This window comes from Streptomyces lydicus, from assembly GCF_000717345.1.
In the GTDB taxonomy this organism is placed as follows: Bacteria; Actinomycetota; Actinomycetes; order Streptomycetales; family Streptomycetaceae; genus Streptomyces; species Streptomyces lydicus.
The window spans coordinates 114,678-138,098 of sequence record NZ_JNZA01000018.1 but is presented as its reverse complement, the minus strand read 5'-3'; the positions used below and the strand labels follow the sequence as shown (position 1 = coordinate 138,098).

At 66.0% G+C, this 23,421-nt stretch carries 23 protein-coding genes and 1 tRNA gene; 19 read left to right on the top strand and 5 right to left on the bottom strand.

The window, feature by feature from the left end:
• The first annotated feature begins 111 nt into the window (after window positions 1-111).
• Window positions 112-381, top strand: a complete 270-nt coding sequence (locus tag OO62_RS39625) for a hypothetical protein (RefSeq protein ID WP_129322962.1) — start codon at window positions 112-114, stop codon at window positions 379-381.
• A gap of 1,005 nt (window positions 382-1,386) precedes the next feature.
• Window positions 1,387-2,208 carry a serine/threonine-protein kinase gene (locus tag OO62_RS38065; protein ID WP_078617252.1) on the top strand — a complete coding sequence of 274 codons (822 nt, stop codon included), beginning with the start codon at window positions 1,387-1,389 and terminating at the stop codon, window positions 2,206-2,208.
• Between the two features lie 976 nt (window positions 2,209-3,184).
• On the opposite strand, the gene OO62_RS39620 is transcribed toward OO62_RS38065, so the two are convergent.
• Entirely contained in the window at window positions 3,185-3,349 is a 165-nt protein-coding gene (locus OO62_RS39620; protein WP_157850155.1) for a hypothetical protein, read from the bottom strand.
• A gap of 1,936 nt (window positions 3,350-5,285) precedes the next feature.
• Between OO62_RS39620 and OO62_RS39010 the strand changes: the two genes are divergently transcribed.
• Window positions 5,286-7,031, top strand: a complete 1,746-nt coding sequence (locus OO62_RS39010) for a DUF4209 domain-containing protein (protein WP_106974872.1) — start codon at window positions 5,286-5,288, stop codon at window positions 7,029-7,031.
• A gap of 367 nt (window positions 7,032-7,398) precedes the next feature.
• On the opposite strand, the gene OO62_RS19445 is transcribed toward OO62_RS39010, so the two are convergent.
• On the bottom strand, window positions 7,399-7,689 hold the full coding sequence (locus tag OO62_RS19445) for a hypothetical protein (protein ID WP_129322961.1): 291 nt from the start codon (window positions 7,687-7,689) through the stop codon (window positions 7,399-7,401).
• A 272-nt stretch (window positions 7,690-7,961) separates the two neighbouring features.
• A complete protein-coding gene (locus OO62_RS19440; protein ID WP_266105128.1) occupies window positions 7,962-9,053 on the bottom strand; it encodes a DUF1152 domain-containing protein in 1,092 nt (363 codons plus the stop codon).
• Between the two features lie 82 nt (window positions 9,054-9,135).
• Here OO62_RS19440 and OO62_RS19435 point away from each other — a divergent pair, with 82 nt between their 5' ends.
• The 3 genes from OO62_RS19435 (at window position 9,136) to OO62_RS19425 (ending at window position 11,441) form a co-directional block, all read left to right on the top strand.
• Entirely contained in the window at window positions 9,136-9,876 is a 741-nt protein-coding gene (locus OO62_RS19435) for a GntR family transcriptional regulator (protein WP_033268735.1), read from the top strand.
• A 284-nt stretch (window positions 9,877-10,160) separates the two neighbouring features.
• Window positions 10,161-10,604, top strand: coding sequence for an ATP-binding protein (locus OO62_RS19430; protein WP_051733424.1), 444 nt, complete (start codon window positions 10,161-10,163; stop codon window positions 10,602-10,604).
• A 108-nt stretch (window positions 10,605-10,712) separates the two neighbouring features.
• A complete protein-coding gene (locus tag OO62_RS19425; protein WP_033268734.1) occupies window positions 10,713-11,441 on the top strand; it encodes a GntR family transcriptional regulator in 729 nt (242 codons plus the stop codon).
• A gap of 117 nt (window positions 11,442-11,558) precedes the next feature.
• Here OO62_RS19425 and OO62_RS19420 read toward each other — a convergent pair whose 3' ends face one another.
• The gene (locus OO62_RS19420) at window positions 11,559-12,098 is read right to left on the bottom strand and encodes a 2'-5' RNA ligase family protein (protein WP_033268733.1); all 540 of its coding nucleotides are present in this window, start codon (window positions 12,096-12,098) and stop codon (window positions 11,559-11,561) included.
• A gap of 273 nt (window positions 12,099-12,371) precedes the next feature.
• Between OO62_RS19420 and OO62_RS19415 the strand changes: the two genes are divergently transcribed.
• The 9 genes from OO62_RS19415 (at window position 12,372) to OO62_RS19375 (ending at window position 18,576) form a co-directional block, all read left to right on the top strand.
• A complete protein-coding gene (locus OO62_RS19415) occupies window positions 12,372-12,722 on the top strand; it encodes an SCO3933 family regulatory protein (RefSeq protein ID WP_033268732.1) in 351 nt (116 codons plus the stop codon).
• 5 nt (window positions 12,723-12,727) lie between these two features.
• A complete protein-coding gene (locus tag OO62_RS19410; protein ID WP_033268731.1) occupies window positions 12,728-14,101 on the top strand; it encodes an FtsK/SpoIIIE domain-containing protein in 1,374 nt (457 codons plus the stop codon).
• 82 nt (window positions 14,102-14,183) lie between these two features.
• A complete protein-coding gene (locus OO62_RS19405; RefSeq protein WP_033268730.1) occupies window positions 14,184-14,831 on the top strand; it encodes a DUF2637 domain-containing protein in 648 nt (215 codons plus the stop codon).
• A gap of 15 nt (window positions 14,832-14,846) precedes the next feature.
• The gene (locus tag OO62_RS19400) at window positions 14,847-15,032 is read left to right on the top strand and encodes a hypothetical protein (protein WP_033268729.1); all 186 of its coding nucleotides are present in this window, start codon (window positions 14,847-14,849) and stop codon (window positions 15,030-15,032) included.
• A complete protein-coding gene (locus tag OO62_RS19395; protein ID WP_033268728.1) occupies window positions 15,032-15,223 on the top strand; it encodes a mobile element transfer protein in 192 nt (63 codons plus the stop codon). Before OO62_RS19400 ends, OO62_RS19395 begins: the two co-directional genes overlap by 1 nt.
• A 13-nt stretch (window positions 15,224-15,236) precedes the next feature.
• Entirely contained in the window at window positions 15,237-15,431 is a 195-nt protein-coding gene (locus tag OO62_RS19390; RefSeq protein WP_033268727.1) for a hypothetical protein, read from the top strand.
• A 456-nt stretch (window positions 15,432-15,887) separates the two neighbouring features.
• A complete protein-coding gene (locus OO62_RS19385) occupies window positions 15,888-17,207 on the top strand; it encodes a replication initiator (RefSeq protein ID WP_033268726.1) in 1,320 nt (439 codons plus the stop codon).
• The gene (locus OO62_RS19380) at window positions 17,204-17,416 is read left to right on the top strand and encodes a helix-turn-helix domain-containing protein (RefSeq protein WP_033268725.1); all 213 of its coding nucleotides are present in this window, start codon (window positions 17,204-17,206) and stop codon (window positions 17,414-17,416) included. The genes OO62_RS19385 and OO62_RS19380 overlap by 4 nt, the downstream gene beginning before the upstream one ends.
• Window positions 17,416-18,576 carry a tyrosine-type recombinase/integrase gene (locus tag OO62_RS19375; protein WP_033268724.1) on the top strand — a complete coding sequence of 387 codons (1,161 nt, stop codon included), beginning with the start codon at window positions 17,416-17,418 and terminating at the stop codon, window positions 18,574-18,576. Before OO62_RS19380 ends, OO62_RS19375 begins: the two co-directional genes overlap by 1 nt.
• Window positions 18,577-18,678: 102 nt before the next feature.
• Here OO62_RS19375 and OO62_RS19370 read toward each other — a convergent pair.
• A tRNA-Val gene (locus OO62_RS19370) sits at window positions 18,679-18,750 on the bottom strand.
• A 216-nt stretch (window positions 18,751-18,966) separates the two neighbouring features.
• Here OO62_RS19370 and OO62_RS19365 point away from each other — a divergent pair.
• From OO62_RS19365 to dgoD, 4 genes are all read left to right on the top strand, one after another.
• The gene (locus OO62_RS19365; RefSeq protein ID WP_033268765.1) at window positions 18,967-20,277 is read left to right on the top strand and encodes a coiled-coil domain-containing protein; all 1,311 of its coding nucleotides are present in this window, start codon (window positions 18,967-18,969) and stop codon (window positions 20,275-20,277) included.
• 135 nt (window positions 20,278-20,412) lie between these two features.
• The gene (locus OO62_RS19360) at window positions 20,413-21,162 is read left to right on the top strand and encodes a DUF4383 domain-containing protein (protein WP_078617250.1); all 750 of its coding nucleotides are present in this window, start codon (window positions 20,413-20,415) and stop codon (window positions 21,160-21,162) included.
• Between the two features lie 117 nt (window positions 21,163-21,279).
• On the top strand, window positions 21,280-21,984 hold the full coding sequence (locus OO62_RS19355; RefSeq protein ID WP_033268723.1) for a FadR/GntR family transcriptional regulator: 705 nt from the start codon (window positions 21,280-21,282) through the stop codon (window positions 21,982-21,984).
• Window positions 21,985-22,134: 150 nt separating this feature from the next.
• Window positions 22,135-23,280, top strand: a complete 1,146-nt coding sequence (dgoD, locus tag OO62_RS19350; protein ID WP_033268722.1) for a galactonate dehydratase — start codon at window positions 22,135-22,137, stop codon at window positions 23,278-23,280.
• Window positions 23,281-23,421: the final 141 nt, after the last annotated feature.

The window sequence follows — 23,421 nt, the reverse complement described above, 5'->3', positions numbered from 1 at the left end:
CCCGTGAGGTCGGCGAAGTCCCGGTGTCCGAGGCTGTGGCTGGTCCTGGGCGCGAGGGCTGCTGCACTTCCCTGCTGCACAGCAACCAGAGGCGCGAGGTACAACATCGCCATGACGACTCGACCGACGCGGGCGATGTGGTGGGCCGAGACGGCGCTCTGCCTTGCCGTGGCCGCCGCTACCCTCACAGCGATCGCTGCACTGGCGTCGCTGGCAGCGGGGGGCCGCCATGTGACCGTCGACGGCGTGCCGTCGGTTCTGTTGATCGCGCTGTCCATCGGCGTCGGCATCTTCGCAAGCGGCCGGTTCAGGGCATCGACGAGCAGGAGATCCGGGTGCGGAAACAGCGGCAGCGGGTCGGCGGGGACCGTACGACGATGATCCCAAGGGCCGTCGGCGTCGTCAGACTCTTCCGCTGACGGCCATCCTTGGGCCGTGCCACATGGACCGGCTGTTGAAGCGGCGGCCGGCTGACGGCCGCCGCTGCTGTCAATTGCAGACGTCAAAGACCCCCTGTGATGATCAACAGGGGGTCTTTTGACTGGTGGGCACAACAGGATTCAAACCTGTGACATCTGCTTTGTAAGCCTGGCGGTGGCCTCCAGCGTATCTCTGCTGGTTGCGCCCCGCGCCGGCCGCTTCGCCAGCAACGAAGTCTCTACACCTCGAGGCAACCCGTGTTGACCGTGACTAACCGTCCGATCTGGCACGCATCTGGCACGCCCCGACCACCGCCTCAGGAGTTCGATCTAACCGTGGCCTGGTCAGGCCTCGCCTCGTGCGTCGGTGCCGTCCGCGACCGTTGGGGGTCGCTCTTATCCGGGGTCGTTGATGTCAGCGTTGGATGTCAGCGGAACAGCACCGGCACCGGGCAGACCTCCAAAGGCACATCCGGCCGATCGGCCCAGCGCCACCAGACATGCCGACCCGCACACTCCATAGTCCGGCAACTCCGATCACGGAGGTACGTTGACACTACTCACCCGCAGTTCCCGTACCAGAGCGCTGTGTTCGGGCGACGGTGAGGGCACGCCCCCGGCCTGCTGGCGCAATGTGTCGAGCGCCTGGTCCCAGATGACGACGCAGCGGCTGCACTTACGAGTTTTCTGATCTTGATCTGCGGGTGTCCACCGACATCCGCCGCACTCGCATACCACATACCACCTGCTCAGCGCAGGTTCCCACATCTCTTTGGATTCAGCGGACCATCTCGGGGTCAGAGCGTTTGAGACCACAATTGAGACAGGCCCTGGTGCCAGGGTGGCCCACTCGGCAGGACCCTGAGCAGACAGGTTCCGCCAGACCTCTTGAACGCACGACGAGATCCTGCATGATTGTGTGGTCACACCATCACTTGGCGTAGCGCGTAACGAGGCGAGGAGAGTCTTGAACCAGCCCGCCGTGCCACGGTTCACACCTGAAGAGGTCACCAAAGAGTTAGGCGCTGATGCCACGTTCCTCGGAGCCGGCGCCTTTGGTGACACATGGAAGGTAGGCGACGAGGCTGTCAAGATCATATGCACTGATGACTACTCCATGGCCCGTCTAGAACGTGAAGTCGAGGGACTTCGACGCGTCAGCTCACCGCATGTTGTTGCCTTCCATGGCCCCATCACCGTTCAGCTCGGCGGTAAAGCCAGACCAGGCTTGCGGTTCGAGTACATCGCCGGAGGCGACCTTGAGGGGCGGATAACTAACGGTGAGCTTTTGCCTCCTCGGCGAGCAGAGGAGTTCCTTAAGGGGCTTCTGAGCGGGGTTCGGGCCCTACACAAGGCCACTACCATTCACCGCGACATCAAGCCTGCCAACATTGCCCTGCGGAACGGACGATGGCAAGACCCAGTCATTTTGGACCTCGGGCTCGCCAAGCAGATCGACGCAAGCACCATCACCATTTACCCCGGGCACATCGGCACGTTTCCTTACATGTCGCCGGAGCAACTTATTGGGCAGCGCGCGAGAAAAGCAGCCGATTTGTGGGCTGTCGGAGTCACAGCCAGGCATGCCCTATCCGGGAGTCACCCTTTCTATCGGATCGACCAGAATTACACAGTCGATGAGGCGTATACGCGCCTTACTCAGGGACCGCAGCCGCTACCCGGTAACTGCCCTGGCAACGTCTCTGCGATTCTTGATCGACTTACGTCGATGGTGGAGCACGAGCGAGGAAGCGTTTCAAGTAATCTGATACGCCTAAGCCGCGGTTGAAATGTAGGGGGTGGATATGCATCAGGACGAGCCCGACCCGATGCCTGAAAGCGACCTGGATTGGTCGACAGGCGTGGCGGACGAACTCGAGTGGCCTGTAGTCGATGAGGAACAGTTAGAGAATGCGGCGCTCAACGCATATCTAGATGTAGAGGACGAATATGTCCCCCTACCCAGCGAAGATAGCTTCCTCATCCTTAGTGGCAACAATGCGGGCAGCGTAGTTACCGCTCCCCCGTCAGGAGCAGTGGCGAGCGCAACTGGGCATGCGCCGCCCAGGATTGACCGCGATCAGGCACTAACTGGGTCCCGTCCCATTTACCTTGTTCAGCGAGGGGGCAGGTACCACAGATTCCTGCCTCGCGTTCTTGTCGGTCTCCACGCTGCATACGGAGACAACCTAGCCCTGGGCGCAATTGCGAACGTTCCGTCAGCCAATGCGCAAGCGCACCGTAGTTTTTTCTCGCTGTCTCCAGTGTCTGCACTGCGAATTGCAGACCCACAGTGTTACCTGCTCGATACTGAGATTTTGAGGCTCAAGAAAGAGCCGATCACGGCTCGCGCATATAAGAATGCTCCGTATCTGGCTCACGCCGACGCGCCCGACTGGGTGCAACGCGTACTCGATGCTCAGAGAGCTAGCGGCGCAAACCTTCTCCTCACGCCGGGTAGGGCGCTTGACCCTGACGAGCCTCAAAGATCTCTGGATGGAATCTACGAGCAAGGCGACGACGTTCTGTCTCGTCTCGATCACGGCGAACGCGTGGCACTCAATCTCACACTGCCAGCTCGCTGGCTTTCTAGCACCGCGCTCAGAAACCGTCTCCTGGACCAGATAATGGATCAGGACCAATTCGACACCCTATATGTTCGGGTGCAGTGGGCTCAGGGTAAGGCGTTCATTCCCCCGGACGACGCGGAGCTACTTACGGGCATCAAGAGGCTCGCAAACCTGTGCGCGGATGAGGAGCGGTGCCTACTTCTCCCGCAGACGGGTTTGACGGGCTGGTACGCCCTCGCGCACGGCGCTGCGGGGTTTGGGCTTGGCGTCAGCGGGGCTGATCAGGCGTTCGCTGAGTTCGTTTTCCGCCCAGGCGCAAAGGGCGCGGTTGAACGGTACTTCGAAAAGCAACTTCTTCACACCCTGGACAGGAACACGCACAACGTTCTAGCCAAGGCGCCTGGCTACGTACGGTGCGCCTGCCCTTACTGCCCCGCGCTCTTCGCGAACGAGCCATGGTCGCACGAACTTTCCGCACTCCACTATTTGCATAGCGTGGGAGAACTTACGGCCAAGGTGCAACGAGACTCGCAGCGCCACGGAAGGCATGCCGCCCTTCGAAGAATCGTGACGGCCGCCCATAAGTACTCGACTGGCCTACCTCTTAGCTCCGAACAGTCTCCAAAGCATTTGGACGCCTGGGGTCAGGCCCTGTAGAAGTGGTTAGGTCGCTCCCAAATACATGATGGATGGGGCCGCTCACCTTGCCGCGCAGGCACAGTTCAGCGGCCCTCTCCACCAATAGCTCCCTGTAGACACTTTCACGTTGGTGTCTAGCCGGCTTCGCGGGAATCAGTGGCTTTAGCCCGTCTTCTTGGTCTAGCGACGCGAGGCCGATTCCGGCGATTGAGAACCAGTCGCGGTGGGCAAGAGCGGGCGCAGATAGCTCAGCATCTAGCACTAGCCAGGCTTCGTCGGCAGCTAGGCCATGCCGGAGGGTTTGATGGTAGCCTCCTCGCCAATCCCTAATCTTCGCTTCGATAGTGCAGATACGAGTAGCCAGGCTCCGGAAGCGGCTCACTGCCGTCCACTGCCCCCTGGAAAGCTTCTCTACGTGCCCCAGACGCGCGAGTTGAGGTAGTACCGCAGAGGAGATGTGCCCAGGGCTCAAACGAGTCTGCTTGGCGATCTCAGAAGGAGACAGGGTATGACCCAAATTCCTCTGCAGTGTAAATAAAACATTCATGCTCGCAAGGTCTAGAATCAATCCTTGCGATCGGCTTCGCCGTTGATGGACTGCCTCGTCATCGAAGCACACGAGGACTACATCAGGAATGCCGGACGTGGACTGAACTTCAAAAAACACCTTGCTTCCTACGCCCATCAACGCGGATGCATGTTTAACAATAGGTTCGAGCATGTCCGCTTCTCTCACAAACTGCGCTTTTGGCATGAGCGCGACTCCCTCGACTCGAACCTCGGTACGCAAACTAGCGATGGGAGTCTAGCGGAAATTCCGTCGCCTCGGCTAACAACATAGATAAAATTGGCAGGGTTAGACATGTGGTAGGCACCGCTGTACTGAAATCAGTCGCCCATTTTGTCGCCCCGTCGCCCGCCAGGGGCACGCCTAGCTTTTAGGTGCGCCAGTTGGCATGGGAGGCACTCACCGAACCGCTGATCCCCTCGCCGTCGTCGCCAAGTTGCTGGAACGCGTTGATCACGCTCTGCCCGAACGCCGAACCACCTCGCCGGCCCATCGCACCCCGTCCTCGTTGGGTTCCGTGGCCACGGCGCCCCCGCGGGCGATGCCTCGGACGAACGAGGGGTCACTTACGGGCCCTCGGGCTTCGGCATGGTGCCCAGGATGTAGCGCCTCTGACGCGGCGGCCATAGGCGGGTGGCCGAGGATGTCTGCTGAGGGCTGGGCACGGGGTGGTCCTTACCCCAGCCGACGACAGTCAGCCACGACGGCGCGGGCGCCGAACGATCACGCGCGCGTGTGTCTCGCTGCACCCCCACCGGCCTCCACCACGTTGCCGGTGCCGTCGACCAGAGCAAGCCATGACGGCCGACTCGCGACCACGATGCAGGTGGCAGATCAGGTGGGACGAGTCCACGCGTCGTCCACAGGCGAACGCGTGCCGCTTGAGGTGAGAGGCCTAGGCACCGTCCCGGCGACCTGCAACCTGCTTCGTTGAGCCTCAGCGCACGTGTGTCGCCGTCAGCCACCTCTGCGGGCCATGGTCGCCCCTGTTACTCGAGGTGCCGGAATTTTAAGACGTAGGTGCCCGGGCTGCTGTCGAGATTAGGGAAAGTGGTGGTGCACTGATCGGAAGCTGGCGATAATCTGGTCATGACGTCACGAGATGGCCAAATTGAGAGCATAGCTTCTATTATTGATCAGGCAGCCCAAGCTTCGTCAAAATTCGAGGCTGCCCGAACTTTGCGTACGGCCTTGCTCAGCGAGACGCCAAGCGATGTGCCAGTAGAGGAAATTTCCGATCTTCCAATAAGGGCAGCTCTTTGGGCTTTCGATTACAGAATTTCGGTTGAGCTTGACGGTAATCGACAAAGGGTGGCGGTAGAGCCACGTTTTCATGGAGCTTCAGGAGAAACAGACCCGCCGAAGGTTGCTGCTGTCGCCGAGGAGGTTGTTGAGGTATGGCATGCGTTGACTTCAAAAGTGACGTCCCCCTGGGGGTTGGCACGCCTCCAGCATCTACTATTTGAACGACGCTTTGGGCGGGCCCATGAGTATGCGATCGCAGCAGCTGAAAGCTACCTAGCAGCTGCGACGCAGTGGGAAGTAGGTCTCGATCGAGCGGGACTTTTGGGCATTGGACTGAGGGTCGCTCGCTCGGTGAACTCTCGCGATCAAGCAGACCTGATCGTGAATCAATTGATGAGCGATGCACGCCAGGAACTATCGGGAGACGATCACCGCCCTGGTGTATTCATGCGTCTGATGAAATCTATTCTCGCGGAAAATAACCCTCCGAGTGGAGTTGATGATCTTCTGAAGGATGCATTTATCGCATATGCGGACCCCTTCATTCGCGATGATATTTTGGGGATGCAAATCGCTAGGGCTTCAGATGCGGAGGTGAAGAAGCGGCTCTGGGTGGAATTGGTAGAGGTCTGGAATGAGGCCGCAAGCCACTCTCAGGGAATCGTCCGAGCCGCCCACCTAAAGAAAGCGCTCGAATGTGCCGAAGAAAGTCAAGATCGTGGACTAATTGAGCGTGCGGCTGCTAACTTGCAGGGCCTGCGGAAGGACGATCTGGGACTTGCCACCTTTGCGGCGTCGACCAGCATGGACGGTGCAGAGATTGAGCGTTTGCTCGCACCCATGGATGGAGTAGGCAATTGGCAGCAAGCCTTGCTTGGCCTCTATCAGATCTATGGTCCAGCAACAGGGGACCTAGCGCTGAATAAGGCCAGGGTGGAACAACATGCGCGCGAGTTTGTGCTTAGTGGGTGCTTCACGAAAGAGCTGCTCGGGGGCGACGGGCTGCCGCGGTATCGTCCTCAATCGGACGAAGATCGTGATGCCGTGGCCCTTGCGGATCATGAGACTTACAACATTCAGATCTTTGCTCCGATACTGGCCATGGCCCTCTCGCGGATAGCCGATGTATATGGAATCCCTAGCGAAAGCGATCTGGCGGAATTTTTTGCGCAAGCACCGCTCACCGATGAAGACCTGGCCCATGCGCTGGCGCGAGCGTTCATTCGATATTGGATGGGGGATGCTGAAGGGGCGGCATTCACCATCATTCCAAGAATCGAGACCATAGTTCGTAATCTAGTGATCGCCATGGATCGGGGCGTCTATCGAATTCAGCGCGACCAGAAGCCTGGTCAGTATCCTGGATTGGGATACCTGCTTGATATTTTGAAAGCCCACGGTCTGGATGAGTCGTGGCATCGATGTGCACTGACAGTTTGCGCTAACCCTGCTGGTGGTTGGAATATCAGAAATGAGGTGGCGCATGGGTTTATTATGAACATGGGGATGCCGCCTGCCGCCGCAGTATTGCAGCTTGCCGTTTATCTGTGGTCACTGAACGCTAATCCGGACGATGCTGCTGACGGTTGATGACCGAGCGAACTCGAATGGCTAAAGCCTGGCCAGATAGCTGCCCATGGCGGAGAGCGAGCGCTGGGAGGCAGAAGCACCGACATTATTGTTATCAGGAACCGAGGTAGCTCAGCTGCTGGACGTCGACGACACGGCCAGTTGGGCTGGCCGGCCAGGCCACGGCATACCTCTTCTCTGCATCAGGTGGCTGATCGCTCTGTGCGCGGCATGGGCGCCGGCCGGGGTGGAGCGGGGCGGAGACAGGAGCGCAGGCCCGGCCGGGGGTCGGGCCGCGCGCGGTGAGCGGAGCGAGCCGCCTTGAACTCGTAGAGAAAGTTGTTACTCAACACGGCACACCGTGGCCGGGGGGGGGAAGCCCAGTGGGTCAAAGCCCCTCAGGCTGAGAGCCTGTGACACCAAGGTCCGAGCGCATCCTCCGCAGCAGCGCATCTACGGCATCCTGCGCTTCGGCATCAAGGGCCTGGGCGTCATCGTGCACCGACTCAGACCGGTACCCATCCGCGTACTGACGAACGAGGGCTGCAAGCCGATTGAGCCTGTCAAGTGCGTGATTGGCCGCCTCCATCACGCCATCCGACGCAACCATCTGTGCTTGGGCGTAAGTGTCTCGCTGAGCCTTGAGTGCAGAGTTGACCTCTTCGATGTACTCGTGCAAGTCGTGTCGTTGGAGGCTAGCGATCGCCTTACTCAAAACAGCCTGGTGTTGCCTGACCGCTTGGTTCAGCAATACATAGCAGGCTCGGCGAGCTTCCAACCTGGCTTGCCGCCGCGCCTCTTCCCGGTCAGTCGCAGATTGATGCTGAGCGTATTGCAGCTCAAGCAGTTTGGTTTTCCCTGCGGAACGTTGAGCGAGAAGCCCTGAGGTGAGGGTTCCTAAGACTCCTACGACAGCGACTAGGAGGGCTACCATAGAGGTCGACATGGGTTCTACGCCTCAGCGATTCGCCAAAGCGGAGCCTGATACTGCTCCGGGCGCCTGCTGAGCAGGAGTGCTCTGAGGCCCTGGCGCTGGTTGCCGCTGAGTCCGAATGCTTCGGTGAGCCGGCGGAACGTGGTGTGGGTGATGCCGCGGGACCGGGCGTCGGCCTCGAACTCGTCGAGCTGATGGAGGACGGCTTCCGGATCAAGCTTCTGGGTGGGCTGGCTGCTGAGCCAACTGGCCTTGTTGCGTTCGTAGTCGATTTCGGAGAAGCCGCAGATCTCGCGGCTGTGCTGCTCGACCTGGTGCAGGTTCTCCGTGGCGAGGATGGCTCGGGCGAGCTGGTTGCGGTTCAGGGCCTCGTCGAGGTCGACCTCGTACACGACAGGGCCTTCGTCGGTGAGCGGGACGGGCAGGCCGGCGTCCCGCACTTCGCAAAGCCCGCGGGCGCCTCGTGCGGTGGCGGCCAGCATGGCCGTTGCCTCGGAGGGGTGCCACTCCAGCACCGAGCTAACGGGTGTGACGTGTTCTGCCATGAGCGTCAGGGCAACGGGGCCCAAGCGGTCGCGTAGGGCGTCGGCAGGCAGTTCGCCGTCGAGGCCGGGGCCGGCGACCAGGAGTCGGACGGGGCAGTTGAGTTCGCAGCACGCCGCGAGGGTGAGGGCGTCGGCGAGTGGACTGCGGAGGGTGGGTTCGTCGCCCTGGGCGAGGATGTCGCCGCCGACGTCCAGGAGGTCGATGGAGTCGGGCTCCAAGTGCTGAACGATTTCTTCGAGTTGGCGCACCATGCCTTCGGCGCCGTGGTGCGGGTCAATGAGCGCGAAGGTCTGCGGGAGCTCTGCGGCCAGTCGAGGAAGCGTCGAGCCCGCGGGAGCAATCGGTGCTGCGCCGACGGGAACCGCCTGGACGCTTCGGGTGAGAGGGCGGAGGCCAGTGAAGTTGGCTGGCTCTCTTGGGCCCGGAACGGGGTCCACCAAGAGGCGGTCCCACGCGTAGGTGAGGACCACCGCCGGAGTCTCGCCGCCGTAGAGGGCGGCATCCAGCATCGCTGCGGCGACAGCGTCGCCGCCTCCTCCTGCTGCCACGATCAAGCGCGTCACGTGCGTCAGCGTACGGGCTGCTGTACTAGCCACTCACTCTATAGTGGCCAGAGGTAATAGCCACTTAGGGAAGGGGGAACGGATGCCGAAGATCGAGGAGACCCAGCCCAAGTACCTTCAGATCGCGCACCACATTCGCGATCAGATCCTGCGGGGCGACTTGCGGCCTGGTGACGAAGTGCCGTCGGAACGTCAACTGGCCGCGGATTGGTGCGTGTCGCGCCCGACGGCTGCGCGATCACTGGAGGCTCTGCGGCACCAGGGGCTGGTCGAGAAGCGACAGGGCTCGGGCACGTACGTGCGGGGTCTGGCGGTCAACCGCCGCGCTCGTGAGCTGTACGGGCGGGCCAAGCAGACGGGCAAGATCTACACGCCGGGCGAGTATGCGGTGATCACCTCGGCGGGCTGGCTGGAGGCGCCGGACTACGTGGCGGAGTCGCTGAACCTGGCTGCCGGCGCGCGTGCGGTGCACCGTCGACGGGTCACCAAGAATGACTCCGGCCCCATCACGCTCTCCACCTCCTGGTTCGGCCCCGACGTGGGCGAGCGCGCCCCGAAGCTCCGGGATCCCGACCGGATCCAGGAGGGCACGCTGATGTACGTCGAGACCATGACCGGGCGTCAAGGCAGCTACGCCGAGGACCGGATGTGCGCTCGCCTCGCGACCGATGACGAGGCGGCCGACTTGGAACTGGAACCGGGGTCAGCGGTGCTGATCGTCCATCACGTCGTCTATGACCTGCAGGATCGCCCTCTGGAGTTCGCCGAAGCGACGTACCCGCCCAGCCGTTGGGCGTTCGAGCAGGGATACCCGATCGGGTAGAAAGCCTTGGTTCTCTGACGAAACGCTTGCGACTCCAAGTGGCCAATGCCACTATCCAGTAAGTGGCTAAGTCCACTTACTGGGAAGGGGGCACGGGCGTGAGTCAGACACCTGCGGAGTTACGACACGTCGCCGCGGCCGCGTGTCGTGGATGCCGGGGCCGAGGCTGGAAGCGGGTCGGCTCCCGCTCGGTCTTGGCGGCCTCCGCGGCTGACGCTCGCGCCCGTGCTACGTCCATGCGGCGCTGTCTGGACTGCGGCGGCACCGGTAGGGAGTAGGACGGGATGAGCGACGTCATCGGAGGCCCTGAGGGGTCGGGGGTTGAGCCCGTATACATCGGCGCCATGACCTTGTACCCGGTGCCCGAGTCCGTGGCACGGGCTCGGCGCTGGTTCAGAAAATTCACGGATCCGCATGAGCTGGCCTGCTCGGTGGACGAATGCCTATTGATGATCTCCGAGCTGGTGACCAACGCTGTTCTCTACGGAGAAGCGGAGGAATCCTGGCGGGTGCGCGTGGAGTGGTGGCGTGTCGGTGAAGCGCTGCGGGTGGACGTGCACAATCCCGGATTTCCCGCGAAGGTCCGCATGCGCGAAGCCGGTGCCGATGAAGCGCACGGACGGGGCCTGCACCTTGTCGACGCGCTGGCGGACTCCTGGAGCGCCGGCCCCAGCCACTTCGGCGGGACGGTCGTCTCGTTCACGGTCGATGAGGCGTGGAAACCTTGATGAGCCTGGGCTCTGCGTTGCTCGCGGGGGGCGTGGGTATGCACTGCCTATTCATTTGAGTAGTCTGGTTGACAGGTTGACTTGGCTGATGTGAGTAGGCGGCGGGCTATGGCGTACGAAGTGGCTGCACCGAAGTATGTGCGGCTTGCGCAGACGCTCCAGGGTCGCATCGAGGACGGCACGTACCCGGCCGGCACTCTCGTACCGAGTGAAAATCAGCTGGTCCAAGCCTTCGGCATGTCACGCCCGACCGTCGTCCGGGCCCTCGAACTCCTCAAGCGGGACGGCTGGCTGGAATCCCGACAGGGGTACGGCACGATCGTCCGTGGCCGCCCTGAAGTGGTCGAGCAGAAGGACCAGCGGGGGCGTGACGCGCTGGAGCGGGACGAGTCGGCTGCATCCGGCCGCCTCGTCCAGGTCGGCCAAGTACCCATCCCTCCACGGGTGGCTTCGATTCTCGGCGTGCCCAAGCGGGCCACGGTGCTGGTCCGCCGGCTGCTTGTCGAGGATGACGGCGAGCCCGTCGAACTGGCTTCCACATACTTCCCGGCCGCCTTGGTCGACGGCACGGACCTCGCTGACGCAACTCCACTGACCGAGGGGCTGCGTGCGCACGTCGAGTCCCGTAAGCGCGTCCGCTTCGACCATGTCACCGAGCGCGTCTCGGCCCGCCTGCCAAGCAAGGAAGAGGCCGAACTGCTGGCTCTTCCGAAGGGTGAGCCGGTGTTGAGCGTGCTGGTCGTGGCCTGCGATGTCTCGGGACAGGCGCTCCAGGTCACGGACGTGCTGCTGCCTGGCGATCGGCAGGAGCTCGAAGACACCTATCGCCTGGGCTGAGTTCGACTAGCAGCCGGCCAGCACCCGAGCCCGTGCCGAGCAGGTCGAAGGTGGCTATCTGTCGTCTTCACACTGGTCCGCTGCCCGCGTGGTGGGCCTGCCAAGCTCATGTCCCGTTCACTCAAGGAGTGCAAACGACGCCCGCTCCTGCCACTTCGCACCGTCATGCACCATGAGGCCAACCGACGCGACCCGGGACGTGAAGGGGAGTACGCCGAGCAGGTCAGCCTCGATCTCGTCCAGAACTGCATCCTCCTGACCGTCAGCAACGGTCAGGTGGGGCACGACCTCGGCGAACTGGCCTCCATAGGGCGGAGCTTCGGGCCACCGGTCGGCGATCACCTGAGTGAGCAACCGCAACTGCGCGTCTGGCTCAGGAACGAGATACAGCACCCCAGGAAACCGCCCACAGCTCTCAAACCGTAGGTCAAAAGCATGATGGCTGCCGAGCACATCAGTGAGAGCCGAGCAGACCTGCGCATCTATTCGGCTCGCTTCGAGGAACGGGAAGAGCACCGTTATATGTGCTGGTACTCCTGCCCGGGCTGACGGATCGAACCGTTCACGCCAAGCGTGAACGACCGGCTCCACCTCCGGGATCCTGACAATGAGTCCCGTCTGGCCTGCCTGAAACCTGCTGGTGCTGTCGTCTGCCATGACACGGCATGCTGCCATCTCGGAGGCCGACGACAGCAGCCATTACGCGTCCGCGATCACGTGGATCCGCAGCACCGGACAGGTAGGCAGACTGCACCGGAAAGCGACTGCCGTCATTTCGCCGTTCCTCATCGCGGAGCCCGGTGAACCAAGTCCTCGACCGCTGAGCAGCACCAGTCGAATCACTTGACAAGTCAACCTGGCTTCCCTAGTTCGAACTTGCTAAGTCAACCTGTCAGGTCGACTGGCAGGTACCCAACGAAGGGGAAATCTGTGCGTGTAATCCGTGTCGAGACCGCGTCCGCCACGATCCTGCTGACCGAGGGGCCGGAGCCCAAGGTCAAGGACCGCAAGACGGGCGAGATCGCGAAGGACGCCGTGAGCGGCGAAGCGCTGATGAAGGTCGGCGTTGTCTACATCGATGAAGGGGAATCGTCGCTGATCGCGGTGACCGTCCCCGAGAGCGGGGTTACCGACGGCTTGGTCGTAGGGGCGCCTGTCTCCCTGCCGGGCCTGGTCGCGCGGCCCTGGGAGAGCGTCTTCAACGGCCAGGCCCGTCACGGCATTGCCTACCGGGCCGCCGCGGTCGCTCCCGGCGCGTACCCGGCCGGGCAGGAGAGCTGATATTCGTGCCTGACGTCACGACGCTGATGGAGCTGGGCGCGCCGATCGCCGCCATTGGTGGAGCGGCCTACGCCCGGAAGGCACACCCGGCGGCCTACTGGTCAACGGTGGGGCTTCCGCTGTCGGTTGTCCGGCTGATGACCTCGTACGGCTCGACCATGGACGCCTGTGGGCTGACCGTAGAGCCGTCTCGACTGCGGGCTCTGGCCGTGCGGGCAACCACGCGTCGGGAGGTTCGGCCTGTGCCGCCGAGGCGGGGCATTCCGCGCCCTACCTCTACGGGCCTACACGTCCGGATTCGGCTCGCTCCCGGACAAGAGCCGGCGGACGTGGCGGCTTCGTCCGAGAGGTTGCGGCATGCCTGGGGTGTGCATGCCGTGCATGTCGTAAGTCTCGAACCGGGCGTCGTTGAACTGCGGCTGGTCGGCTTCGACGTGCTGCGCAAGGTGAAGATGCCTCGCCGGACCGGGAGTGACTTGCTGACGGTCCCGGTGGCACTTCGGGAGGACGCCACCGCGTTTGTCCGCGACTACCGGGCAGTCCCTCACCAACTGGTGCTGGGGGCGACCCTGTCGGGCAAGTCGATGTTCCTGCGGAACCTGCTGACGGGGCTGGCCACACAGCCCGTGGCGCTCGTCGGGATCGACTGCAAGCGCGGTGTGGAGCTGTCGCCGTTCGCTTCTCGGCTGTCTGCGCTGGCAACCGATCCGGACGAAGCGGCGAACCTGCTGCCCGTGCTGGTGAAGGAAATGGAGGACCGGTACGACCTGATCAAGGCCCGTCAGGGCATCGCGTTGAGCACGCCGGATGAAGTGATCACTTCGGACGTCTGGGGGCTGCCGGAAGGTGAACGCCCACACCCGATCGTGGTGTTCGTGGACGAGGTGGCCGAGCTGTTCCTCGTGGCGACCAAAAAGGACGAGGAGCGGCGCGACGAGATGGTGACCCAGCTGAACCGGCTGGCTCAGCTCGGCCGGGCAGCCGGGATCTACCTGGAAGTCTGCGGCCAACGCTTCGGTGCCGAGCTGGGCAAGGGCGCCACCATGCTCCGGGCCCAGCTCACCGGACGCGTCTGCCACCGCGTCAACGACGAAGCCTCGGCGAAGATGGCGCTCGGTGATATCGCGCCCGAGGCGGTAGGTGTCGCCTCGACCATCGCCGCTGAAGTACCGGGCCTCGCCGTGGCCGGCGATACCTCGGGCGGCTGGATCCGTATCCGTACCCCATACCTCTCCCTCGCCGATGCCGCGGCGACCTGCCGCGAGACGGCCGAACTCCTACCTGATGTACCGGCACTGGAGCCCTTCCGGTCCCACGTTCCGCCCCCGCCTGTGACGCTCTCCGTCACCCTGGCCAAGCCTCGCCCCGCCAACGGCTGACCCACTCCTCACCCCGGCCGGCGTGACCGCTTCACGCCGAGTCCCTACCCCTGCCATGCCCGAAACCGGAAGGAGGCGAGCAGTGCGCAAGCCGCCCGTCCGTGTCGACGCCGTACTGGTCCAAGCGGTCATCGCCGCCGCCCTGTCCTTCGCGCACCTGCATGACCTCGCGGTAGCCGCGGGCCAGGACGGCTGGAAGGCGTGGGCCTACCCGGTGAGCGTCGACCTGCTGCTGGTCGCCGCCTGGAAACGGCTGCGGTCCGGAGAGTCCAAGGCGGCCGGGTGGTCGTGGTTCCTGGTGGCCCTCGCGGCCAGCCTCGGCGCCAACATCGCCACCGCAGGACTCCTCGACCTCAGCCACGTGCCGCCCTGGCTCCGCGTACTGGTGGCCGGCTGGCCGGCAGCCGCCTTTCTCGGCGGCACCCTGCTCGCCCACGGCCCCGCCACTGATCGCGCGGACGTGATCGCCGAAACGGACGACGCGCCGGCACCCGAAGAGGAGCACGAAGTCGAACCGCCCGTCCGCGCGAGAACGCCCCAACTCGTCGCCGAGCCCGCGCCTCCCTCTCCCCCGACCGACCACGTTCCCGCCGCCCTCATCACCCACGCCCGCAAGGTCGCCGCCGAGCACCACACCCGCACGGGAGCACCCATCGACACCGCAACACTCCGCGCCCGACTGGGCGTTCCGGCCCCGCTCGCCGAGGCCATCGCCACTCACCTCACCTGACCAACAGGAGCCACTTTGCGTCGATCTACGCTCCGCGCCCTCAAGCGCGCAGCTGAACTCACCCGCCAGAACCGCTTCACCGAGGCCGTGCTCGTCGCCGAGCCGGTGATCCTCACCGCCGACCGCCTGGAGGGCGACGAGATCCGTGCCTGGCTGATCGGCCACGCCGCGGAATTCGCCGCCGAGAAGGAGACCCGCTGATGGCTGCCCAGCCGCGCTTTCGTCGCGTGATCCGCTTCGGCCCGGTTCAGGTCGGCACCTACTACGACGGCCGGGGCCGCGAGAAGCACACCGCTGCCTGTACGGCCCCGCGCTGCGGCTTCGCGGTCGATTACGACTCCCGTGCCGCCGCCCAACTCGCCGCCCGTACACACCGCTGCCCGGTGCGCTGAAAGGAGCCTCCCCATGCCCGTGAACCTGCCCCTGGTCGTCGTCCTTGGCCTCATCGCCTGGGGAGCCGTGAAATTCCTCGGCGTCCGGATCTGGATCGTCGTCGTGATCGCGCTCTTCGGCTTCTACCTCGCCGGCACCTTCCTGGCCCCCGCCATCGACTCCGGCACCCGCAGCGGCGTCGAGATCGTCAACGGCACCCACCACTGAAGGGAGACGCCCTCATGCTCTTTCGTCCTCAACTGCCCACGGCTCCAACGCCATCCGCTCACGTCGCGGGTTCAAGTCTCGCTACTCACGTCCGAACGCCGGTCTGTTCCTGCCATCACGCCGTCGGGCCCGCGATGGCTCCCCGCCGCTCGCTGCCCTCGGTCGGTGCAGGAGTCGTGGCGGCCGTCCTGGTGGGCGGCGTGATTCTCACGGCGTTGCTGACCGCCGTCGCCGTCTCGGCCGTCTCGGTGGCCGTGGCCGCGGTGGTCCTGCGCTCCCTGCTCACGCCAGCGTCACCACTGAAGCGGCTACCGGGGCGGCCTCGATACCGCCAAGCATCCACCGCCCCGGTAGCCCAACCCTCTTCGACCAGAAGCCGAGAAGGAGAAGTCCATCATCACCCGCAGCACCCCTCCCCCGCTCACAGACCTGGGGAAACTCGCCGCGTCCGGCACCCTGCCCGGTCTCGTGCGACAGCTGGCCACTCTCGGCGGCTGCACCCGCCCCATCCGTCTGGCCGGACACCGCACCGAACACCGCACCGACACCGCCACCGGCGAAATCGGCCCCGCCCTCCACCACCTGGACTCGAACGACCTGCCCGCCGGGGACCTCCTGGTGCGCTGCGGCAACCGTCGCACCACCCGCTGTCCCACCTGCGCCGAGACCTACCGGCGCGACACCTACCACTTGATCACCGCAGGACTCCGCGGCGGCAAGGGCATCCCGGACCGGGTCACCTCCCACCCCCGTGTCTTCGCCACCTTCACCGCCCCCAGCTTCGGACCGGTCCACAACCGACCCTCCGCGCCCGGTGGCCGTAGCCGCCCCTGCCGCTGCGGCCGGCACCACGACCAGGAGGACGCCGCACTCGGTACTCCGCTCGCGCCCGACCGCTACGACTACGAGGCAGCCGTGCTCTGGAACGCGCACGCGGGCATGCTCTGGCGCCGCTTCACGATCTACCTACGCCGCGAGATCGCCCACCGGGCCGGACTGACCCAGCGGGAATTCGCCCAACACGCCCGCGTCTCTTTCGCCAAGGTCGCCGAGTACCAAAAGCGCGGCGCCGTCCACTTCCACGCTGTCATCCGCCTCGACGGCTCCGCGGGCGGTGACACCCCTCCCCCGCCCTGGGCAAGCGCCGAGCTGCTGACCGACGCCATCAAGGCAGCCGCTGCCCACGCCACCGTGGCCGGCCCGGTCCTCGACGGCCGCGCGCACTCCTTCGCCTTCGGCCGCCAGATCGACGTCCGCACCATCAAAGGCAATGACCTCGACGGCGGCACCGCGCTGACCGACCGCGCCGTTGCCGCCTACATCGCCAAGTACGCCACCAAGGGCGCCGAGACAGCGACCGGCACCCTCGACCGGCCCCTGAAGTTCGTCGCCGAACTCGCAAGCCTCGACGTCACCCCGCACGCCGAACGCCTCATCCGCACCGCCTGGGCGCTCGGTGCCCGCAAGGACCTCGAAGAGCTCCGGCTGCGCGCCTGGGCCCACATGCTCGGCTTCCGCGGCCACTTCTCCACCAAAACCCGCCGCTACTCCACCACCCTGGGCGCCCTCCGCGAAACCCGCGCCCAATGGCGCCGCCTCCAAACCGCCATCGCACGAGGCGATACCCCACCCCATCCGCACGACCAGGAGGAAGGCGAAACCACGCTCGTCCTCGCCCACTGGACCTACGCCGGCACCGGCCTCAGCCCCACCGAGCAATGGCTGTCCGCGTCCCTAGCCGCCACCAACGCCTCAGAAGGAGAGGTCAACCCGTGAACGACCGGTATCTGTCCGTCCCGGAGGTCGCCGAACTGCTGGGCACCACAGAGCGCTTTCCCCGCCGGCTGATCGCCGAGCGGCGCATCACGTTCGTTCGCGTGGGGCGTCACGTGCGTATTCCGGAGAGCGCTCTGCGCGCTTTCATCGAGGCGAACACGGTTCAGCCGGTGTCGGCCGGCGGTAGGCATCTTGGGGCGGTGGCCTGATGCCCAACGCACGGGGAAAGCGCCGACGCTTCGGGTCCGTTCGCAAACTGCCGTCCGGACGCTTCCAGGCTCGCTACCCCGGGCCGGACGGAGTGCTTCGCACTGCCGACACGACCTTTCCGACCCAGCGGGACGCCGAGGTATGGCTCGTCCGCAAAGAGGCGGAGATCGTCGAGAACCGCTGGCATGACCCGAACGCTGAGATCCCGTTCGGTGAGTACGCAACCGCATGGCTCAAGGAGCGCGACTACGCGGCCACCACTCGTGAGCGCAACGAGAGTGCGCTTCGGCTGCACATCATGCCGACATTCACTCGGTCGCCGCTCACACAGATCACCACGCCCCACGTCCGGCGGTGGCGATCTACTCTCCTCGACAACGGTGTAGGTGAGTCCACCGTGGTCAAGGCGTACCAGATCCTGCGGGCCGTCATGAATACGGCTGTGGATGACGGTCTGATCCAGCGGAATCCATGCCGCATCAAGGGCGCCGGCGCAGCCAAGACCGCGGAGCGCCCCTACCTGACGGTGCCGGAGGTCTACCGAATCGCCGAGGCCGTTCCACCTCGCTTCCGCGTCCTGGTCCTCCTCGCCGCATTCACCGGACTGCGCTTCGGTGAACTGGCGGCGTTGCAGCGCCATGACGTCGACCTGGACCGGCGCACGATCTCCGTCCGTCGCTCCCAGGCAGAGACCAGGACACAAGGGCTGACAATCAAGACGCCGAAAAGCAGTGCCGGTATCCGCACCGTGGCGTTTCCGGCGTCGCTCGCGGAGGAACTGGCTGATCACCTCAGCCACTACGCCGAGGCGGGGCGCGCGGGGCTGGTCTTCGTCGGGGAGCGGGGCGGTCGGTTACGGCGGAACAACTTCCGTAGGGCTTGGCTCCCGGCTCTGCGGACGGCCGGCCTCTCGGACGTGCACTTCCACGATCTGCGGCACACGGGCAACACCCTCGCCGCGACCGGAGGCGCGACCACCCGTGAGCTGATGCACCGCATGGGGCACTCGTCCGTACGGGCGGCGCTGATCTACCAGCACCTGGTCAACGGTCGTGATCAAGCGATTGCCGATCATGTGGACGCGCAGATCCGGCGGGGGAAGCCGAACCGGCAGGCGAAGTCGGACCGGGGCGGCTCGGACGGGGCATCTGGCACGTAAGTGGCACGGGCCCCCGAATCGCCTCCGCCGCAGAAAACGATCAAGGCCCAGGAATCCGAATTCACATCGGATGACCTGGGCCTTTGTCGTTTGCGTGGAAAGTGGGCACAGACGGATTTGAACCGCCGACATCTGCTTTGTAAGAGCAGCGCTCTACCGCTGAGCTATGCGCCCTGGTCGAGCCGACAGAGTACCTTGCCTGCGGGGCTGAACTGCAAACCAGTGGTCGAAGTGCGAACTTACCGGCCGGTGTGTTCGTTTCCGGTGAGTGGGAGAATGGCACCCACCCTGGGGCGATCCGATCGGGAGAGGGAAGTGACGGCGATACACACGCAGCCGCTGGAGCAGCGAGAACGCCGTCGTGTGCGTGGGGGCCCGGTCCGGGACGTGGTGGCGCTCGTGTTGCTGCCGTTGCCGTTGTTGGCCGCGTTGGCGCCGATGTCGTTCGCAGGAGGCGGGACCCGGCGCTGGTTCGGGCGCGGGGAGAGCCAGCGGGCCGACGCGCAGGCCGCGAAGGATGCCGCGGCGGCCGCGTTCTACGAGCTGGACACCGCCCACCGGGACCTGCGGATCTCCATAGAGACGATCACCGCCGTGGACAGTTCCCCGCAGGCGCAGCGGGCCGCGGCGGAGTACGAGGGCTTCGGCCGGCGGATCGACGAGGTGAGTCAGGGGTACATCACCGCGGTCGACTCGCACGATCTTGACCGCGACGATCTGGACGGCGCCGCGGTGGCGCGGGCCCGGGCCGATCTGACGCGGGCGAGGGACGAGCTGAACCGCGTCAAGGGCGAGCTCGACCGCTTCGCGCAGGGGCTGGGGCCGCTGCTGCAGTCCGCCGAGACGCAGTTGGCGCGGCTGGCGCCGGCCGTGGAGCGGGCGCGGCAGACGCTGCTGGGGGCGAGCAACGCGCTGGACGCGGTGCGGGCGAAGGGCCTGCGTGCGGACGAGCTGGCCGCCCGCCTGGCCGCGCTGGGTCCGGAGCTGACCAAGCTGAATCAGGGCGCCGGCCAGCACGGCGTACCGGAGACGATCCGGCGCGCCGACGACGTGGTGCGCGCCGCGGAGAGCATCCGGACCGAGGCGGAGCGGCTGCCGGCGCGAGCGGCGGAGATCGACAAGCGGCTGGTGTCGCTGCGGACCCGGGCGCAGGCGATCACGACGCGGGCGGGCAAGGTCGACCCGATCCTGAGCGAGCTGCGGCGGCGTTACAGCGCGGCGTGCTGGCAGGACCTGCAGCACGTACCGGAGCAGGCCGCGCAGTCCGTGCAGCAGGCCGAGGCCAAGCTGCGGGAGGCCCAGCAGGCCCGGGACGAGCAGCAGTGGGCGGACGCCACGAGCCGGCTGGCGACCGTACGGGCGCTGCTGGACAGCACCGATGAGGCGGTCTCGGCGGCCGGTGACCGGTTGCAGCGGCTCGATGCGGTGTCGTTCGACCGGCAGAAGGAGGTCGAGCGGACGCGCTTCGCGATCCGGGACGCCCAGCGGCTGGCGATGGCCGGACGCAGCACGCCCGATCCTCGGCACGCCGGCCCGCTGGACGACGCGGTGGCGCGGCTGGACCGTGCCGTCGCGGGCCTGGAGGGCCGGCATCCGGACTGGTGGCACTTCCTGACGGAGACCGAGGCGGTGCGGCAGACCGTGGCCCGGGTGGTGCAGGAGATCAGGGACGCCCGGGGCAGCGGGTCAGCGGCTGGTTGAGGCGGTGCAGGCGGGGGGCGGAGGCACACAGGGGCGGGGTGGACGGCCCGGCGCGATGGCGTGATGCGGCCGGTGGGCGGATGCTGGTCATGGAGTACGGCCCAGGCGGCTTCATCTGCGCGAAGGAGGCCGGACATGGCTACTGGGGCTACTGGCCAGACCCTGCACGGGCCCATGGCGCACTTCCACCGGGACAAGCGGCATCGCCCCCGCACCCGGCTCGACGAGCACCTGCCCGTGGACCACGGGCTCAGCAAGGTCTACCGGATCGGCGCCGGGCTGATGGGCCTGGTACTGATCGCCTTCGGCGTCCTCGGTCTGACCCACAACATCGGCTTCTTCGACACCGGCGGCGACACCGTGGCCGGACTGAACACCAACGGTGCGCTGAGCGTGCTGTCGGTCGTCGTCGGAGCGATACTTTTCGCCGGGATGGTGATCGGCGGGAACTTCGCCTCGACCCTCAACATCGTCTTCGGCGGCCTGTTCCTGCTCAGCGGATTCGTGAACCTGGCGCTGCTGCAGACCGATGCGAACTTCCTGGCGTTCCAGATCCAGAACGTCCTCTTCAGCTTCCTGGTCGGGCTGATGCTGCTGGTCTTCGGGATGTACGGCCGGGTCAGCGGTGGTCTCCCGCACGACAACCCGTACTGGCGCGCCCGGCACCCGGAGGAGGCGGAGCGCTTCGACCGCGGTGAATGGCACCCGGTCTCCGGCATGACGGCCGGGCGGCAGACCGCCCGCGTCCGGATGCAGGGCGCCCCGCACGCCGGCCTGGGGTCGCTGGGCCCCGGCACGAGCGGCAGTGGCTCGCGCAGAAGCACGGCAGGCCAGGCAGGTGGTCACCGTGCCGAGGCGGGTGGCTCCGGCGGCAAGGAGAGGTGAGCCGGGCGGGGAGACGTCAGGGCGTACCGAGGTGGGATTGGGGTGCTCGGTACGCCCTGACGGCCGCCTGCGGTGGGTCGTCGTACGGGAGCTGGGATCGGAGCAGGGAGCAGCGTGATGAGTCGGTCGGGGCGTGCCGCGTCCGCCGCGGGGCACGGGGGGCACCACGCGACGGCCGAGGCGCTCGCGCAGCGGATCTTCAAAGGCATCTACGGCGAGGGGGACACCCTCGTCGTGCCGGAGCTGATGGCGGAGCTGGACGTCAGCCAGACCGTGCTGCGGGAGGCGGTCAAGGTGCTGACCACCAAGGGGCTGCTCGACACGGATCCTCACCGCGGCACGTTCGTCAGCCCGCGGGACGAGTGGAATCTGCTGGACACGGACGTGCTGCGCTGGAAGCTCGCGGCCGGGGTGTCCTCCGACTTCTTCGCCGATGTGCTGGAGCTGCGGCGTTCCATCGAGCCCGCCGCGGCCGCGCTCGCCGCGGAGCGCCGGACCGACGCCGATCTGGCGGAACTGGACGCCGCGTTGCGGACGATGGCGGCGACCGAGGACGATCCGGCGCTGCTCGTACGCGCCGACGCGGCTTTCCACACGGCGATGCTGCTCGCGTCGAACAACCGCTTCTACGCGCAGATGCGCCGGGTGATCGTGCCGGTGCTCGTCGAGCGCGACCGGGCGGTGCCGGCCGCCGAGCGCAGGTTCGGCCATCCGCACGCGGCGCACGCGGCGGTCGTCGACGCCGTACGGGACCGGGACGTGGACGGCGCGTACATGGCGATGCTGGAGTTGCTGGACGTGTCGGCGCGGGAGCATCCGTAAGCGCACCGAGCGCCCGGCCGTTACGGGGGCCGTTACGGCGTCGCCTTCCGCGGGCAGGACACCGCGCGGGTCCGCCGTGCAGCACACGCTCGCCCGCGTGCTGTGCGCGGTTCCCGCCCGCTCCCGTGTGCCGAAAGGACGGTCCGGTCCATGAAGATCAGCCGCATCGAGACGTTCCTCGCCCCGCCGCGCTGGATGTTCGTACGGGTGGAGACCGATGACGGGCTGGTCGGGTGGGGTGAGCCGGTGGTCGAAGGGCGGGCCGAACCGGTGCGGGCGGCCGTGGAGGTGCTGGCGGAGTACCTCCTGGGCGAGGATCCGGCGCGGATCGAGGATCACTGGCAGGTGATGACCAAGGGCGGCTTCTACCGGGGCGGCCCGGTCCTGTCGTCCGCGGTCGCCGGGCTGGACCAGGCGCTGTGGGACATCAAGGGCAAGGAGTACGGCGTGCCCGTCCATCAGCTGCTGGGCGGACCGGTCCGGGAGAAGATCCGCGCGTACGCCTGGGTCGGCGGTGACGAACCGCAGGCCGTGCGGGAGGCGGTCACCGCGCAGGTCGAAGCGGGCTTCACCGCCGTCAAGATGAACGGCTGCGGCCGGATGAGCCCGGTGGCGACCCGCGCCGAGGTGCGCGCATGCCTCACCCGCGCCGAGACCGCACGCGAAGTCCTCGGTGAGGACCGGGACTTCGGCCTCGACTTCCACGGCCGGGTCTCCCCTGCCAATGCCCGCAGGCTCCTCCCCCTGCTGGCCGAGTATGCGCCGATGTTCGTCGAGGAGCCGGTGCTTTCCGACTACATGCAGGCCCTCCCTGATCTCGTCAACGCCTCCAACATCCCCCTCGCACTCGGTGAACGTCTCTTCACCCGGCGAGAGTTCCTGGCGCCGCTGCAAGCCGGCGTCGCCGTCCTCCAGCCCGACATCTCGCACGCGGGGGGCATCTCCGAGCTGCGCCGGATCGCCGCGCTCGCGGAGGCGTACGGGGCGCAGCTCGCGCCGCACTGCCCGCTCGGACCGGTCGCGCTGGCCGCCAGCCTCCAAGTCGCCTTCACCACCCCGAACTTCCTCATCCAGGAGCAGTCCCTCGGCATCCACTACAACCGGGGCGCCGAACTGCTGGACTACGTCGCGGACCCGGAGCCGTTCCGCTTCCACGGCGGGTCGCTGCTGCGGACCGACCGGCCCGGGCTCGGCGTGGAGGTGGACGAGGCCGCCGTACGGGCGGCGGACGCCCGCGGGCACGCCTGGCGGAACCCGGTGTGGCGCTACGAGGACGGGGCGTTCGCCGAGTGGTGACCCGCTCGCCGGCCCGCCCCCGGGCCCGTCGGCCGGCCCGCCCCCGGACCGCTCGGCCGCACCGGGCGGACCGGTCCCACCACCTCCCCCCACGCGCGCCCCGACCGGAATAATCGGAGGTGCCACCCCGCGCGCCCGAAC